The sequence below is a fragment of the Salipiger bermudensis genome (assembly GCF_017309175.1).
Taxonomy (GTDB): domain Bacteria; phylum Pseudomonadota; class Alphaproteobacteria; order Rhodobacterales; family Rhodobacteraceae; genus Salipiger; species Salipiger bermudensis.
On record NZ_JAEKJV010000001.1, the window covers coordinates 322,293 to 338,496 of the forward strand.

Sequence of the window (16,204 nt, forward strand, 5' to 3'; positions counted from 1 at the left end):
CTCATCAGGAGGACGAATGCCCAAAGTCGCCTTTCATCTCGATCTGCCGGAGGCGGCCACCTCCTGTGCCGTGTTCGCCTCGCCGCATTCCGGGCGCGACTATCCGTGGAGCTTCCTGCGCAACACCGTTCTCGACGAGCACGCCATCCGCTCCTCCGAGGACGCCTTTGTCGACCGGCTTTTCGATTGCGCACCGCAATTCGGGGCGCCGCTTTTGCGCGCCGGGGCCCCGCGCGCCTTTCTCGACCTCAACCGCGCCCCGGACGAGCTCGACCCGGCCCTGATCGAGGGGGTGCGCCGCGGCGGGCACAACCCGCGCGTGGCGAGCGGTCTTGGCGTGGTGCCACGGGTGGTCTCGAACGGGCGGGCGATCTATCGCGGCAAGATGCCGCTTTCCGAAGCCGAGCGCCGCATCGCGCGCTACTGGCATCCCTATCACGCGCAGCTGCGCGAGCTGGTCGAGAGCGCGCGCAGCCGCTTCGGCGAGGCGATTCTGATCGACTGTCATTCCATGCCGCACGAGGCGGTGGACGGCGTGGCGCGCAATTCCGCCCGCCGGCCCGAGATCGTCATCGGTGATCGCTTCGGCGCCTCGGCCTCGGCGGAGATCGTGTCGCGGGTCGAAGCGGCCTTCACCCGGGCCGGGCTCTCGGTGGTGCGCAACGCGCCGTTCGCCGGGGCCTACGTGACCCAGGCCTACGGACGACCGTCGCGCCAGCAGCACGCCATCCAGATCGAGATCGATCGCTCGGTCTACATGGACGAGGCGCGAATCCGCCCCAGTGCCGATTTCCAGGCCTTCCGGCGGGTGCTGCGCGGCGTTGTGGCCGAGATCGCGGCCATCGGGCATCGCGACCAAGACAAGCCGCTGGCCGCGGAGTAGCGCTCTCGAAGCTCAAGACGGGCGAAAGCGTTTCAGGCGAGCAGCGTGTCGAGCCTGTCCGCCAGCGCCCTGTCGTCCTCGATCTGCAGCCGCACCGGTAGGGTGAGCACCTTGGGACGGAATTCCGCCGGCAGGCGCACTGCGTCCTTCTCGGTGGTGACGAGCTGCGCGCCGAGGCGGGCGGCGTCGGTCTCGAGCCGGGTCAGCAGCTGCGGTGTGAAGGGCTGATGATCGTCGAGCGCCGAGGTGCCGCGAAGCTCCGCCCCGAGGCCCTTGAGCGTGGCAAAGAACTTCTCCGGGTGGCCGATGCCGGCAAAGGCGAAGGCGGGCAGCCCGTCCCAGGTCATGCCGGTCTGCAAGGGCGCGAGGTGGCCCGTCAGGTGTGGCAGCGGGATATGGGCCTCCCAAGCCTCGGAAAAGCGCCTCTGGGCGGGGGCAGGGCCGATCGAGAGGACGAGGTCGGCGCGGGCAAGGCCAGCCTCTACGGGCTCGCGCAGGGGGCCTGCGGGCATACAGCGCCCATTCCCGAAGCCCTTGGCCGCGTCGACCACGATGATCGACAGGTTCTTGTTCAACGCCGGGTTCTGGAAACCGTCATCCATGACGATGACCTGCGCCCCGGCCTCGGCGGCGGCGTAGGCCCCGGCGGCGCGATCGCGCGCGACCCAGACCGGCGTGAAGGCGGCAAGCAGCAGCGGCTCGTCGCCGACATCCGCGGAGCCGTGGTTCAGCGGATCGACCTGCACCGGCCCCTCGAGCCGGCCGCCATGACCGCGCGAGACCACGTGCACCGCCTTGCCGCGGGCGCTCAGCCGCTCGATCAGGGCGATCACGGTCGGTGTCTTGCCGGTGCCGCCGGCGTTGAGGTTGCCGACGCAGATCACCGGGACGCCCACCGAGGCGCCGGGAGCCGAGACGCGGCGGGCGGTGGTCCGGGCGGTCAGCGCACCGAGCGGCGCCAGCAGGCGGGCACGCAGTGCGGGCTGCGAGGGCGGTGTGTACCAGAAGGCTGGCGGGCGCATCAGGCGGCCTCCCCGGCGTTGGTGTCATCGTCGCGGGGATCGTCCTCGCCGTCGAGCCAGCGGAACACCTGCGCGATCACCTTGTCGGTGAGCGCCGCACCCTGGCTGACCACGTCCCAGCCGGCATGGGCCATGGCCGCGGCGCGATCGGGTGCCACCAGCTGCGAGACCGCCGAGGCGAGGCTGTCGAAATCACGCACGATGCGGGCGGCGCCGGCGTCGACCAGCCGGGTATATGCGGCCAGGTGACGCCCGACATTCGGCCCGTAGAGCAGCGCCGCGCCGTGGGCGGCGGCGGCCAGCGGGTCCTCTCCGCCATGGCCCGGGCGCAGCGAGCCGCCGAGGAAGGCGATGGGGGCGAGGCGATACCAGAGCCCGAGCTCCGCGTCGTCTTCGGTGACCAGCACCTGGGTGTTCTCGTCGGGCATCTCGCCATCGTCCCACGACACGCTGCGCAGGTCGGAGGCGCGGGCGATGCGGCAGATCTCGGCGCCGTCCTCGCGGCTGGCGGGGACCATGAACAGGATCAGCCGGTGCGCCAGCCGGATGGCGCGGCGATGTGCCTGCAGGATCTCGGCGGCCTCGTCGGCGCGGACCCGCGCGGCAAGCCACGCCGGACGCCCCGAAAGCAGCTGCGCCATCTCTTCGTGCAGGTCCGGGGAACAGTCGAGCGGCGGCGCGCTCTCGCTCAACGGGCCGGCGCGGCGCAGCCGTTCGTCGGGCAGGCCGAGGCGGCGCAGGCGACGGTGTGCCATGTCATCGATCGAGAAGATCCGGTCGAACAGCGCCAGCGTCGCGGTGGTGCAATCGGGCAGCCAGACCGGCCCCGGCACGTGCCATGGATCATTGCCGGCATCGAGATGCACGAGCTTGGTGCCGGTGTCCGAGAGTCGCGAGAGCAGCGCCGGTTGCAGCGTCTGCCCGGTCCAGAGGCCGATATCGGGGCGCCAGTGGGCGGCGAAGCTCTGGGCATCGGCGGTGGTATCGGCGGGCAGGGGCAGGCCGATGCAGCCCGGGTAGGGCTGCGCCGGTACGCTGGGATGCCAGGTCAGCAGGACCGAGATCTCGTCCCGCTGCGCGCGGATGCGGGCGGCGAGCGCCGCAAGCGCGCGGGCGCTGTCGAGCCGCGCGGCGTGCATCCAGATCAGCGGGCCATCCGGGCGCGGCACCACCGACGGTGAGGCCGTGGGGCGACCGCGCGCCGAGGCGAGATAGGCCGAGAGCGCGAAGGGCTTGCGGGACAAGGGTGTCAGCCGAGCTCCTCGGTGGTCGAGGCTTCGGCCTCTTCGTCGCGCAGGCGATGCAGGTGGGCGATGTAGTAGCGCATGTGGGCATTGTCGACGGTGCGCTGCGCCTCGGCCTTCCAGGCGTCGTGGGCGCTGGCATAGTCGGGGAAGATCCCGACGATGTGCAACTCGTCGACATTCTTGAAGACGTTCTTTTCCGGGGTCACGAGTTCGCCGCCGAACACGAGGTGGAGTCGTTGAACCATGCTCTGACCTTTCAGGTGAAGACGTCGGCAACCTACGATCTCGCCCGGCAAGGTCAAGCGCCGAGCGGCTTGCGGGGCGGGCAGGCGTTCTCGAAAACGCCTGCAAATTTTCCTGACCGGCGTCGGCGCCCAAGGGCCGGGCAGGTCAGGGCGCTTGCCGCAGCCTGCCGAGGATCTCGCCGTGCAGCGCCGGGTTGGCGGCGACCACGCCGTCATGCTTGGGGTGGGGCGCGTTGAACCGGATCGGCTGACCGCTGCGGTCGCTGATCATCGCGCCCGCCTCGGAAAGCAGCAGGGCGCCCGCGGCGATGTCCCATTCCCAGGACGGGCGCAGCGTCAGCATGGCGTCGAAGCGGCCCTCGGCCACCAGCCCCAGGCGGTAGGCGATCGAAGGGCGGTGGCTGCGCTGCAGCTCCGGCATCGGACTGCGCCAGTGATCGGGCTGCATCGACGGCTTGGTGGCCAGCACCTGAGCGGTCTCGAGCGTTGCGACGCCGCTGGCGTGGACCGTTGCATCGTTGAGACGCGTCCCCTCGCCAAGCGCTGCGCTGTAGAACCGCTCGCGCATCGGCAGGAACACCACCGCGGCGGTGATCTCGCCATCGCGGGCGACGGCGAGCGAATGCGCCCAGCTGTCCGAGCCCTCAATGAAGCTGCGGGTGCCGTCGATCGGGTCGACGATGAACACCCGCTCCGCCCCGAGCCGCGCGGGATCGTCGGCGCTTTCCTCGCTGAGCCAGCCATAGTCGGGACGGGCGCTGCGCAGCAGCTCCTCGAGCACCGCGTTCACCGCCATGTCGGCATCGGTCACCGGGCTGCCATCGGCAGCCTTGTGGCGCACGTTCATGGTGCCGCCGATATAGCGTGTGGCGGTCTCGGCGGCGCTCCAGGCGGCGCGGGTCAGAAGCGCGAGATCACTCTCCGGCAAGGGTGAGCCCCTCGACCAGAAGCGATGGCACCACGCGCGACAGCCAGCCGCGCGCGTCGTTGGCGGGGGTGACCCGGCGCAGCATGTCGCGCAGGTTGCCGGCGATGGTCACGCCCGAGACCGGGTAGGCGACCTCGCCGTTCTCGACCCAGAACCCCGCTGCCCCGCGCGAGTAGTCGCCGGTATTGGGGTTGATCGTGGCGCCGATCATCGAGGTCACCACCAGCCCCGAGCCCATCTGCGCAATCAACTCCTGGCGGCTCTTGTCGCCTTGCGTGAGCGCCAGGTTCCACGGGGTCGGCGACGGCCCGCCGCTGGTGCCGCGGGCGGCGTTTCCGGTGGGCTCCATGCCGAGCTTGCGGGCATTGGCCAGATCGAGCGTGTAGCCGGTCAGCACGCCGTCCTCGACCAGCGCGCGGGCCTGCGTCGGCAGGCCCTCGGCGTCGAACGGGCGCGAGCCCGCGATGCGTGGACGGTGCGGATCCTCGACCAGCGACAGCCCCTTCGGCAGCACGTCCTCTCCGAGCGCTCCGCGCAGCCACGACGCGCCGCGCGCCACTGCGGCCCCGTTGGCCGCCGCGATCAGGTGGCCGACCAGCGAGGCGGCGATGCGCTCGTCGAACAGCACCGGGTAGGCGCCGGTCTTGGGGCGGCGCGGGTTCTGCCGCTCGAGCGCGCGCTCGGCGGCGCGGCGGCCGATCTCCGCGGCGCCGCGCAGCTCCGACTGGAAGGTGCGGCTGTCGCCGTCGTAATCGCGCTCCATCTCGAGCCCGGTGCCCGCGATGGCGACGCAGGAGCGCGAGCGCGAGCTGCGCCAGTAGCCTCCCGAAAACCCGTTGCTCGCCGCGAGATGCACCTGGCGTCGGCCATAGCCCGCCGAGGCCGACTGCACCTGCCCGATGCCCTCGACCGCCAGCGCCGCCGCTTCCGCCGCGCAGGCGTCCTCCTGCAGCTCGGCCGGAGAGGGCGCGTCGGTGGGATCGCACATCTCGAGCGCCTCGATGTCCCAGTCCCGGGCGAGCTGCGCGGGATCGGCAAGCCCGGCATAGGGATCTTCTGGCGCCTCGCGGGCCATCGCCACGGCGCGCTCGGCCATGGTGGCGATGGTGGAGTCCTTGGTGTCGGAGGACGAGACCACCGCGCTGCGCCGCCCGATGAAGACCCTGAGCCCGATATCGGTGCCCTCCGAGCGCTCCGCCTGCTCGAGCGTGCCGTTGCGCACGTCGATCTCGGTCGAGCTGCCCTCGACGGCGAGCGCGTCGGCGGCATCGGCGCCGGCCTTGGTGGCGGCATCCAGAAGGGCTTGGGTCAGGCTGTCGAGGGGTCGGTTCATGGGGGCTCCGCGTTGCTGCCCCATCGAGGTAGGCCGCAGGACGGGCAGGTGCAAGGGAAAGGCGCCGCCGCGCCTTACTCGTCGCGCGCCACCACGCCGACGATCGGCCCCATCGTGCGGCCGATGTCGCGCCGCCCGGCCTCGGGCGCGTAGAGCCGCGAGACGTTGCCGTCGAGGAACAGCGCCTGTGGCAGACCCAGCCGGTCGCGGAACAGCGAGGCAAACTCGTGGAAGGTGACGGCGGTTTCCGAGATCACGAAGACCGCGCGCGTGCCATCCTCGGAGGTGCCGACGCCGTTGCGGATGTAGCGCGAGCTGCTGTCGGGCAGGAAGCGCGGGTGCAGCGCGCCGTCGATCACCAGCATCGGACCGGATTGGGTGGCATAGCGGCAGGACGGGCGCTCGCGCAGGAAGGCGCGGGTTTCGATCACGTCGGCGCGGTTGCGGCGAATGCACAGGATGCCGTTCGGCAGCAGCCCGAAATTGCCGGGCCCGGCGCTCGAGATCACCCGCATTTCCTCTTCGCCGCGCTCGACATAGTAGCCGACCGGCGCGCGATCCTCGTGATACATGCCGGCATTCATCGCGAAGGCGAGGCGCCGGCCCTGCGGGCGCAGCGCATTGTCGATGGCGGTGAACTGGCCCCAGGGGGTGCCGTCCTCGGTGTAGAGGAAGGTGCGCAGCGCCTCGCGGGCAGGGCGCACCTCGCAGACGGTGTAGCGGTTGCCGGCATGCTCTAACGGCTCGCAGCCCACCGCCCTGGCGGGCAGCGGCAGCGCCGCGAGGATCAGCGCGGTGGCCGCGGCCAGAACGCCGCGCACCGGCCTACTCCTCCACGTCGCGGCGCACCGCATCCTGCGAGAACAACCGCCGGGTCTCGTCGAGCCGGTCGAAGGTCTCGTCGAGCTTGAAGCGGATCTCGGGGGCGAATTTCAGCGTCAGCCCTTTCGACACCGCGCGGCGCAGCTCGGACTTGTTGCGCTTGAGCAGGTCGAACATCTCGTCCGGTTTGCCGCCGCCCAGCGGCACCACATAGGCGGTCGCCACCTTGAGGTCGGGCGACACCGTCACCTCGCCCACGGTGATCGACAGGCGATTGAGCTCGGGGTCGTGGATGTCGCCGCGTGTCAGCACCTCCGAGAGCGTGCGGCGAATGAGTTCGCCGACGCGAAGCTGTCTCTGGCTCGGTCCGGGACCGTCTTGGAATCTGTTCTTGCCCATGTCTTCCCACTTAGTCCTTGCCCGCCCCTTTGCCAAGCCGGACGCTGCGCGCTAAGGAAGCGCGCAAAGGATGAACTGGAGATGACGATGAGCGAGAAGCCGGGCGTTGTTGTGACGGGCGTGTCGGGCCGCATGGGCCAGATGCTGGTGCGCGAACTGCAAAAGAGCGACCGGCTGGCGCTGGTGGGCGCGGTCGAGCGCGCGGGCCATGACTGGGTGGGGCGCGACCTCGGCACCTGCATGGGCGGCACCGAGATCGGCGTCACCGTCACCGATGACGCGCTCGAGGCGTTCAGCAAGGCGCAGGCGGTGATCGACTTCACCGCGCCGGCCGCCACCGTGGCCTTCGCGGAGCTCGCGGCGCAGGCCCGGGCGGTGCACGTGATCGGCACCACCGGGCTCGACGCGGAGGATCTCAGGAAGATCCACGTCGCCGGCCGCCACGCGGTGATCGTGCGCGCCGGCAACATGTCGCTCGGCGTCAACCTGCTCACCAAGGTGACCCGCCAGGTCGCCGCGGCGCTCGACGAGGACTGGGATATCGAGATCGTCGAGGCGCATCACAACCAGAAGGTCGATGCGCCGTCGGGCACCGCGCTGATGCTGGGCGAAGCCGCCGCCGAGGGCCGCGGCGTGGCGCTCGACGCGGTCTCGGACCGGGGCCGCGACGGCATCACCGGCAAGCGCAAGCGGGGCGACATCGGCTTTCACGCCATCCGCGGCGGCGACGTGGTGGGCGAGCACGAGGTGATCTTCGCCGCCGCCGGCGAACGCATCATGATCAAGCACATCGCCTCGGATCGCGCCCTCTTCGCCCGCGGCGCGCTGAAGGCAGCGCTCTGGGGGCAGGACAAGGCTCCCGGCGAATACGACATGCTCGACGTGCTCGGCCTCGACGACTGAGCCAAAAAGGGCAGGGGCGCGGGGCTCTTAGCAAACGCCACGCCCCGGTCTTCTTCTGGCCGAAAATATCCCGGGGTGAATTGGCCGCAGGCCAAGAGGGGCAGCGCCCCTCTTTCCCACGCCAGCGCGCCTCCGGCGCTATAGGGGCAGCGCACCTTTGGTGCGACAGGGGCAGCGCCCCTGCACCCGGGCGTGGGCGTCAGCCCGCGCAATCCCTCGGGCACACCGCGATCAGAAGTCGATCGCGATGCCCTTCTTCTCCCAGTCGCCATAGCGCGCCGGGTCAAGCCCGTCGCGACCGCCATATTCCTTCGGCGTGGGCGCCTTGCGCGCTGCCTCCTCGGCCGCGGCGCGGCGCTCCGCCGCCTCGGCCAGGGCGCGCTGCGCGGCGGGGGGCAGGTCCTTGCGGTCGGATGTCTCGTCGGTCATGGCGCTTTCCTCGTCTGGTCCCCCCTGATATAGGGCCCGCCAGCCCAGCGAGACAACCCGGGGAGAGACCTCCATGCCGCCCATTCCCACCGCCCGCGCCCAGAGCGTGGCGCTGCTCGGTCAGGTTCTGGGGCAGGGACGGCTGCTCTCGGACGCCATGACCGGCTCCGCATGGGAGGCGATGCCCGCCCCCGATCGCGCCGCCGCGCAGCGCATGGCGCAGGAGGTGCTGCGCAATCTCGAGCGCTGCGACCGGCTCCTGAAGCCGCATCTGCGCAAGTCGCCGCCACTCTTCGTGCGCAATGTGCTGCGCCTCGGGGCGTGGGAGCTCGCCACCGGCGGGGCGGCGCATGGGGTGGTCAACGATTGCGTCCAGATCGTCGCCGGCGACCGCAAGACCCAATCGATGAAGGGGCTCGTCAACGCGGTGCTGCGCAAGCTCACCGAGGAGGCGCCGGCGAAATGGTCCACCCTGCGGGTGCCGCGCCTGCCGCGCTGGCTGCGCGAGCCGCTGACCAGCGCCTGGGGCAACAAGGCGGTCGCGGCGATGGAAGCGGCGCACCTGGCCGGCGCGCCGCTCGATCTCAGCGCCAAGGGCGATGCGGCGGCGCTGGCCGCGGCGGTCGGCGGCTCGCTGCTGCCCACCGGCTCGGTGCGGCTGGCCAGCGCCGGGCAGGTCTCGGCGCTGCCGGGCTACGACACCGGCGAATGGTGGGTGCAGGACGCCGCCGCGGCGCTGCCCGCGCGGCTTCTGGGCGACGTGACGGGCCTCAAAATCCTCGACATGTGCGCCGCACCCGGTGGCAAGACCATGCAGCTGGCCGCGGCGGGGGCAAACGTCACCGCGCTCGACCTGTCCGAGGCCCGCATGGGCCGGGTGCGCGAGAACCTCGCCCGCACGGGTCTCGAGGCGGCGACGGTCACCGGTGATGCGCTCGCGCACGACGGCACCTATGACGCCATCCTGCTCGACGCGCCGTGTTCGGCCACCGGCACCATCCGCCGCCACCCCGACCTGCCGCAGGCCAAGCAGGGCGAGGGCATCTCCGAGCTGATCGGCTTGCAGGCGGCGATGATCGACCACGCGCTGCGCCTGCTCGCGCCCGGCGGCCGACTGGTGTTCTGCACCTGCTCGCTGATCCCGGACGAGGGCGAGTGCCAGGTCGAGGAGGCGCTGGCCCGCCACCCCGGGCTCGAGGTGCTGCGTCCGGAGGCCGCGGGCGTCGAAGAGGCTTGGCGCTCGGAGGAGGGCGGGCTGCGGCTGCGGCCCGATTTCTGGGCGGAGCGCGGCGGCATGGACGGGTTCTACATGGCGATCCTGCGCAAACCGGCCTGAACGGCTCATTGCGAGGTGACTTGACCGCCCCCCTTCGCTACACCTCTTGGCAACAAAGAGCCGGATGAGGCCGAGACGGGGCACGAGAGGGACATGTCGAACAGGGGCAACTGGTCTGCCGCGGTGACGCGGTTCCTGAACCGCCTGCACGCGCGTCTGGCGGCGCGTGCCCGTCCGGGCTCTGCCCTCGTCTCGCAGCCCGAACCCCGCAGCACCGGAAGTTTTGCGCGGGGACGCCAGCTTTGCGCCGGCAACCTGATGTTCGCGGGACACCTCGTCGAAGCCCCTGACGCGATGATCTGGGACATCGCGCCGCCGGATGCGGCGTGGGAGGCGGAGATCCACGGCTTCCGCTGGCTCGATGACCTCGCGGCGGTGGGGGACGCGCGGGCGCGGCTCTTGGCGCGGAAGTGGGTCTGGGGCTGGATCGCCCGCTACGGCAGCGGCAAGGGCGATGGCTGGAGCCCGGACGCCGCCGGGCGGCGGCTGATCCGCACGATCCATCACGCGCTGTTCCTGCTGCGTGGCGCCGAGGCGGACGAGGCCGCGGCGCTCTACCGCGCGCTGGCGGCGCAGACGATTTTCCTGGCGCGGCGCTGGCCGAGCACGCCGCCGGGGCTGGCGCGGTTCGAGGCGCTGACCGGGCTGCTCTATGCCGGTCTGTCCTTCGAGGGCATGGGCGCCCATGCGGAGACGGCACGCAAGGCGCTGGGCGTCGAATGCGCGTCACAGGTCGATGCGCAGGGCGGCATCCCGACCCGGAACCCCGAGGAACTGCTCGAGGTGTTCACCCTGCTGACCTGGGCCCGGGCGGCGCTCGAGGACGAGGACCTGACCGCCGAGGAGGCACATGCCGCGGCCATCGCGCGCATCGCGCCGACCTTGCGCGCCCTGCGCCACGCCGATGGCGGGCTGGCGCGGTTCCAGGGCGGCGGGCGCGGGCTCGACGGGCGGCTCGACCAGGCGCTGGCGGCCTCGGGCGTCAGGCGCCGCCAGGTTGAAGGGCTGGCGATGGGCTACGCGCGGCTTTCGGGCGGGCGCAGCAGCCTGATCATCGATGCCGCGCCGCCGCCAACGGGGCCCGCTTCCTTCGATGCCCATGCCTCAACCCTGGCCTTCGAACTGACCTCGGGGCGACGCCCGGTGGTGGTGAGCTGCGGTTCGGGCGCCGGCTTCGGGGCGGATTGGCGCCGTGCCGGACGCGCCACGCCCTCGCATTCGACGCTGTGCCTCGACGGCTATTCCAGCGGGCGGCTGGCGACGCCGCGGGTGGCCGATGGCGGTGTGCGCGAATGGCTCGAGGATGGGCCGAAACAGGTGCCCGTCGAGATCGGCCATGTCGAGGGCGGGCAGCGCTTCGAGGGCGGCCATGACGGCTACCGCCGGACCCACGGGCTGACCCAAGCCCGCATCCTCGAGCTGAGCGCCGACGGGCGCGAGGTCTCGGGCGAGGACATGCTGATCACGCTCGACGATGCCGACAAGCGTGTCTTTGACCGGCGGCTCGACGCGGCGACGCTGAGCGGGCTGCCCTGGCAGCTGCGGTTCCACCTGCACCCGGAGGTCGATGCCGCGCTCGACATGGGCGGCAGCGCGGTGTCGCTGGCGCTGCGCTCGGGTGAGGTCTGGGTGTTCCGCCACGATGCAGGGCCGCGGCTGACGCTGGAGCCGTCGGTTTACCTCGAAAAAGGCCGGTTGCGGCCCCGCGCGGCGAAACAGATCGTTTTATCCGGCCGCGCGATGGAGTATGCGACGCGCATCCGTTGGTCCTTGGCCAAGACGCAGGACACCGCGATCGCCCTGCGCGACGTGGCCATCGACGAGGCGGAGCCGACGCATTGAACCATCTGGGAACCCGATCCGTATGCCTGACCTGCACAAAGTCGCCCGCGCGCTGATTTCCGTCTCCGACAAGACCGGCCTGATCGATCTTGGCCGTGCCCTTTCCGAGCGCGGAATCGAGATCCTCTCCACCGGCGGCTCCGCCAAGGCGCTGCGCGACGAAGGCATCGCGGTCAAGGACGTGGCCGAGGTCACCGAGTTCCCCGAGATGATGGACGGCCGGGTCAAGACCCTGCACCCCCGCATCCACGGCGGCCTGCTGGCGCTGCGCGACGACGACGCCCATGTGGAGGCGATGCAGGGCCACGCGATCCCCGAGATCGACCTGCTGGTGGTCAACCTCTACCCGTTCGAGGAGACCGTCGCCAAGGGCGCCGACTACGACACCTGCATCGAGAACATCGATATCGGCGGGCCGGCGATGATCCGCGCCGCGGCCAAGAACCATGCCTTCGTCAACGTGGTCACCGACATCGCCGATTACGAGCCGCTGCTGGCCGAGCTCGACGCCAATGACGGTGCCACCTCCTACGGCTTCCGCCAGAAGCTGGCGCTGACCGCCTATGCCCGCACCGGCGCCTATGACGCCGCGGTCTCGACCTGGATGGCGGGCGCGCTCGAGGAGGCGGCGCCGCGCCGCCGCGCCTTTGCCGGCGAGCTGGCCCAGACCCTGCGCTACGGCGAGAACCCGCACCAAGCGGCGGCCTTCTACCGCGACGGCTCGGACCGTCCGGGCGTGGCCAACGCGGTGCAGCACCAGGGCAAGGAGCTGAGCTACAACAACATCAACGACACCGACGCCGCCTTCGAGCTGGTGTCGGAATTCCTGCCCGGCGACGGGCCGGCCTGCGCCATCATCAAGCACGCCAACCCCTGCGGCGTGGCCAAGGGCGCGACCCTGACGGAGGCCTACCGGAAGGCCTTTGATTGCGACCGCACCTCGGCCTTCGGCGGCATCGTGGCGCTGAACATGAAGCTCGACGCCGAGACCGCCGAGGCGATCGCCGAGATCTTCACCGAGGTGGTGATCGCGCCGGGCGCCGATGACGCGGCCAAGGAGATCTTCGCGAAGAAGAAGAACCTGCGGCTGCTGACCACCGATGGCGTGGCCAACCCCGGAACCCCGGGCCTGACCTATCGGCAGGTGGCGGGCGGCTTCCTGGTGCAGGACAAGGATGTCGGCCGGATCGGGCTCGAGGATCTGAAGGTGGTGACCAAGCGGCAGCCCTCGGAGGCCGAGCTTGAGGATCTGCTGTTTGCCTGGAAGGTCGCCAAGCACGTGAAGTCGAACGCCATCGTCTACGTCAAGGACGGCGCCACGGTGGGCGTCGGCGCGGGCCAGATGAGCCGGGTCGATTCGGCGCTGATCGCGGCGAAGAAATCCGAGCGCATGGCCGAGGCGCTGGGCCTGCCCGAGGCGCTGACCAAGGGCTCCGCGGTGGCCTCCGATGCGTTCTTCCCGTTTGCCGACGGTCTGCTCGAGGCCGCGGCAGCGGGCGCCACCACGGTGATTCAGCCGGGCGGCTCGATGCGCGACGCCGAGGTGATCGCGGCGGCCGACGAGGCGGGGCTGGCAATGGTGTTCACCGGGATGCGCCACTTCCGCCACTGAGGCGGCGCTTCGCCCGCGCCTCCGGGCGCCCTTCGTGAGATGTGACGCGGCCGGCCCAGGGATGGGGCCGGCCGTTTTTTTGTGGCGAGGGGAGGAGGGGCGCTGCCCCTCTTGGCCTGCGGCCAATTCACCCCGGAGTATTTTTGACGAAGAGAAGATGGGGGCTGCGGCGGGCCGGGGGCGTGTGCGCCCGACCGGTGGGGTTATTGGCCGGGGGCCTCGTCTTCAAGGCCCTCGGGGCGGCCCACCACCACGAAGCGCAGGGCCTCGGGGTCGAGCAGGCGGGCGGCGACGCGGGCGACGTCGTCGCGGGTGACCGCCTCGACCTCGGCATTGCGGGTGGTGACGTACTCGGGCGAGAGGCCGTCCATCTGCATGCCGACGAGGATGCGCGCGATCGGGCCGTTGCCGTCGAACCGCAGCGGGTAGGCGCCGGTCAGGTAGGTCTTGGCCTGTTCAAGCTCGGCTTCGGTCACGCCGTCTTCGGCCATCTTGCGCCACTCGTCGCGGATCACCGAGATCGCCTCGGCGATGCGGTCATTGGCAGACGCCACGCGGCCGAGATAGAGCGCCGAATGGTCCATCGGCACGAGGTAGGAATAGACGCCGTAGGTCAGGCCGCGCTTTTCGCGCACCTCGGTCATCAGCCGGGCCTCGAAGCCGCCGCCGCCGAGGATCTGGTTGAGCACGTAGGCGGCGAAGAAGTCCGGGTCATCGCGGGCGATGCCGGCATGGCCGAACATGGCCACCGATTGCGGCGTGTCGAAGGGCACCACGGTGACGCCGGCGCTGGTCTCGGCCTCGATATCAGCGGGCAGCGGCGCGCCGGTCTCCGGCAGATCGCCCAGCAGATCGTCGATCAGCGTGGCGAGCGCGTCGGGCGAGATGTCGCCGGCGGCGGCGATGTAGACCCGGTCGCGGGTCATGGTGGCCTCATGGGCGGCGACGATGTCGTCGCGGGTCAGGGCGCCGACGCTCTCTTCGGTGCCCGAAGGCTGGGAGCCGTAGGGATGATTGCCGAACACCATCTCGTCGAACCGGGCGTTGGCGATGGCGTCGGGATCGCGCGCATCGCTGCGGATGCCCGAGAGCACCTGGGCGCGGACGCGCTCGAGCGCGTCTTCGTCGAAGCGCGGGTCGACCAGGCTCTGGCGCAGCAAGGCCACGGCCTCATCGCGGTTCTCGGTGAGAAAGCGCGCCGAGACCGAGATCGAATCGGGTCCGGAATCGTAGCGGAAGCTGGCCGCGAGCGCGTCTCGCGCCTCGGCGAAGCCGCGGGCGTCCAGGTCGCCCGCGCCTTCCTCGAGCAGTCCCACCATCAGGTTTGTGGCGCCACGCTTGCCGGGCGCGTCGAGCGAGGTGCCGCCGCGAAAGCGGATCTCGAGTGAGGTGAAGGGGATCGACGGCTCCTCGACCAGCCAGGCGTTGAAACCCATCGGGGTCTCGACGGTCTGGATGTCGGTGGCCGCGAGCGCGGGCGCGGCGAAGAACAGGCTGAAGACGGCGGCGAAGAGCGGTTTCATTGCGAGACCTCCTGCTGGGGGGCGTCGGCGGCCTCTTCGGCCATCAGGTAGCCGGTGACCGATTGCTTGGCGTCGAAGACCTGCCGGGCCGCTTCGACGATCTCTTCGGCAGTGATCGACTGCAGGATCCCGGGCCAGGCCTGCACGTCCTCGATCGTCAGTCCCGCCGTCAGCGCGCCGCCGTAGCGCCGTGCCAGCGACTGGGTGCTGTCCTGCTGGTAGACCAGATCGGCGTTGAGCTGGAACTTGATGCGGTCGAGTTGATCGGCATCGACGCCTTCCTCGAGGAAATTCGCCAAAGCCGTGTCGAGGGCGGCCTCGGCGTCTTCGAGGCTGACATCGGCGGCCGGCACGACGATCAGCGTGAAGCTCGACGTGTCGTAGGAGGTGCCGTCATAGTAGCTGCCGGTGTGCAGCGCGACCTGCGCGTCGAACTGAAGGTCACGGTTCAGAACCGAGGTCTGGCCGCTGCCGAGGATCTCGTCGAGCAGGGTGAGGGCGGCGGCGGTGCGCTGGTCGCCGGGGTCGCGCTCGGGGGCGAGGTAGCGGCGCATCAGGTAGGGCTGCGCGACGCGGGGGTCGCGGTAGACCAGCCGGCGCTCGGCAAGCTGCGGGGGCTCCTGCGGGCGCAGGCGCGGGGCGCCGACCTCGGGATTGGCGGGGATCGGGGCGTAGTGTTCTTCGGCGAGCGCGCGAACCTCGTCGGGGGTGACGTCGCCGGCGACGATCAGGATGGCGTTGTTGGGGGCGTAGTGACGCTGGTAGAAGCTGGTGGCGGCCTCGAGGTCGAGCGCTTCCATTTCGTGGCGCCAGCCGATGATCGGCACGCCGTAGCGGTGGTTCTGATAGAGCGCCGCCCCCATCTGCTCGCGCATCAGCGCCGAGGGGTCGTTCTCGACCCGCATGTTGCGCTCTTCGATGATCACGTCGCGCTCGGTCAGGATGTCGTCCTCGTCGAGCTGGAGGTTGACCATGCGGTCGGCCTCCATCTGCATCATCAGGCCCAGCCGATCAGCGGCGATGCGCTGGAAGTAGGCGGTCTGGTCGTAAGAGGTGAAGGCGTTGTCGGTGCCGCCATTCTCTGCCACCACCCTGGAGAACTCGCCCGCTTCCATCGTCTCGGTGCCCTTGAAGAGCAGGTGCTCGAGGAAGTGGGCCACGCCCGAGGTGCCGGCAGTCTCGTCGGCAGAGCCTGCCCGGTACCAGACCATGTGCACCACGACCGGGGCGCGGTGGTCCTCGATGACCACGACCTCCATGCCATTGTCGAGGGTGAAGTCGGTGACCGGGGTGGCGGTCTCCTCGGCCAGCGCTGGCGGCGCGGTGAGCGTGACGGCGGCAAGCGTGAGGGCCGCGGCGAGTCTCTTCATCGGCAAAATCCCTGTCTGAACCCCAAGTGCAGAGAACCTACGCGGAGTTGTCGGGTATTCAAGCGGGCCTTGCGGTTTCGTGATGGCGGGGGAGGGCGCGCAAAAGGAGCACTGTCCTTTCGGGCGCCTGCGTTGCGCGCTCGGATCCGGCGGAAGCCGTCAGGGTGGGAGCACCGCTTGAGGACCGCCCGTTCCAGGGACGGTCCCGGTCGGGACGTGGTTCCGCCGTGATATTGGCGCGGCGCAGGTCGGGCGCAGCTCAAGCGACAGGCGCAGCGGGAGCGAGCCAGCCAAGACGTTGAGCTTAAGT

Annotated in this window: 15 protein-coding genes; 5 read left to right on the top strand and 10 right to left on the bottom strand. The window is 70.5% G+C overall.

Translation table 11 applies throughout. The features are described 5' to 3' along the window. Window positions 1-16: 16 nt before the first annotated feature. A complete protein-coding gene (locus JF542_RS01620; RefSeq protein WP_007792258.1) occupies window positions 17-883 on the top strand; it encodes an N-formylglutamate amidohydrolase in 867 nt (288 codons plus the stop codon). A gap of 32 nt (window positions 884-915) precedes the next feature. On the opposite strand, the gene lpxK is transcribed toward JF542_RS01620, so the two are convergent. The 7 genes from lpxK to rbfA all read right to left on the bottom strand — a co-directional run bounded on the left by lpxK (window position 916) and on the right by rbfA (window position 6,879). Then, a complete protein-coding gene (lpxK, locus tag JF542_RS01625) occupies window positions 916-1,905 on the bottom strand; it encodes a tetraacyldisaccharide 4'-kinase (RefSeq protein WP_207074476.1) in 990 nt (329 codons plus the stop codon). Further along, a complete protein-coding gene (locus tag JF542_RS01630; RefSeq protein WP_207074477.1) occupies window positions 1,905-3,149 on the bottom strand; it encodes a 3-deoxy-D-manno-octulosonic acid transferase in 1,245 nt (414 codons plus the stop codon). The genes lpxK and JF542_RS01630 overlap by 1 nt, the downstream gene beginning before the upstream one ends. Before the next feature lie 5 nt (window positions 3,150-3,154). Continuing rightward, window positions 3,155-3,397: a DUF4170 domain-containing protein gene (locus tag JF542_RS01635; protein ID WP_040544225.1), complete on the bottom strand. Its 243-nt coding sequence runs from the start codon at window positions 3,395-3,397 to the stop codon at window positions 3,155-3,157. 145 nt (window positions 3,398-3,542) lie between these two features. Then, window positions 3,543-4,325, bottom strand: coding sequence for a 3'(2'),5'-bisphosphate nucleotidase CysQ (locus tag JF542_RS01640; RefSeq protein ID WP_207074478.1), 783 nt, complete (start codon window positions 4,323-4,325; stop codon window positions 3,543-3,545). After that, window positions 4,312-5,658, bottom strand: a complete 1,347-nt coding sequence (locus JF542_RS01645; protein ID WP_207074479.1) for a TldD/PmbA family protein — start codon at window positions 5,656-5,658, stop codon at window positions 4,312-4,314. Before JF542_RS01645 ends, JF542_RS01640 begins: the two co-directional genes overlap by 14 nt. Before the next feature lie 74 nt (window positions 5,659-5,732). Then, entirely contained in the window at window positions 5,733-6,479 is a 747-nt protein-coding gene (locus JF542_RS01650; protein ID WP_007792245.1) for a phosphodiester glycosidase family protein, read from the bottom strand. 4 nt (window positions 6,480-6,483) lie between these two features. Then, a complete protein-coding gene (gene rbfA, locus JF542_RS01655) occupies window positions 6,484-6,879 on the bottom strand; it encodes a 30S ribosome-binding factor RbfA (protein WP_007792242.1) in 396 nt (131 codons plus the stop codon). An 87-nt stretch (window positions 6,880-6,966) separates the two neighbouring features. On the opposite strand from rbfA, the gene dapB reads away from it, so the two are divergent. Beyond that, window positions 6,967-7,782 (top strand): 4-hydroxy-tetrahydrodipicolinate reductase, encoded by an 816-nt coding sequence (dapB, locus tag JF542_RS01660; protein ID WP_207074480.1) that lies wholly within the window; start codon window positions 6,967-6,969, stop codon window positions 7,780-7,782. A gap of 231 nt (window positions 7,783-8,013) precedes the next feature. Here the strand turns inward: dapB and JF542_RS01665 are convergent, their stop codons facing one another. Continuing rightward, complete coding sequence (locus tag JF542_RS01665; RefSeq protein WP_207074481.1) at window positions 8,014-8,211, bottom strand: DUF1674 domain-containing protein; 198 nt, start codon at window positions 8,209-8,211, stop codon at window positions 8,014-8,016. A gap of 73 nt (window positions 8,212-8,284) precedes the next feature. Between JF542_RS01665 and JF542_RS01670 the strand changes: the two genes are divergently transcribed. The 3 genes from JF542_RS01670 (at window position 8,285) to purH (ending at window position 13,001) form a co-directional block, all read left to right on the top strand. Beyond that, on the top strand, window positions 8,285-9,547 hold the full coding sequence (locus JF542_RS01670; RefSeq protein WP_207074482.1) for an RsmB/NOP family class I SAM-dependent RNA methyltransferase: 1,263 nt from the start codon (window positions 8,285-8,287) through the stop codon (window positions 9,545-9,547). 93 nt (window positions 9,548-9,640) lie between these two features. After that, the gene (locus tag JF542_RS01675) at window positions 9,641-11,389 is read left to right on the top strand and encodes a heparinase II/III family protein (RefSeq protein ID WP_207074483.1); all 1,749 of its coding nucleotides are present in this window, start codon (window positions 9,641-9,643) and stop codon (window positions 11,387-11,389) included. A 22-nt stretch (window positions 11,390-11,411) separates the two neighbouring features. Beyond that, on the top strand, window positions 11,412-13,001 hold the full coding sequence (purH, locus tag JF542_RS01680; protein WP_207074484.1) for a bifunctional phosphoribosylaminoimidazolecarboxamide formyltransferase/IMP cyclohydrolase: 1,590 nt from the start codon (window positions 11,412-11,414) through the stop codon (window positions 12,999-13,001). 203 nt (window positions 13,002-13,204) lie between these two features. On the opposite strand, the gene JF542_RS01685 is transcribed toward purH, so the two are convergent. Next, window positions 13,205-14,524 (bottom strand): M16 family metallopeptidase, encoded by a 1,320-nt coding sequence (locus JF542_RS01685; RefSeq protein WP_207074485.1) that lies wholly within the window; start codon window positions 14,522-14,524, stop codon window positions 13,205-13,207. Then, complete coding sequence (locus tag JF542_RS01690) at window positions 14,521-15,894, bottom strand: M16 family metallopeptidase (protein WP_207074486.1); 1,374 nt, start codon at window positions 15,892-15,894, stop codon at window positions 14,521-14,523. The genes JF542_RS01685 and JF542_RS01690 overlap by 4 nt, the downstream gene beginning before the upstream one ends. Window positions 15,895-16,204: the final 310 nt, after the last annotated feature.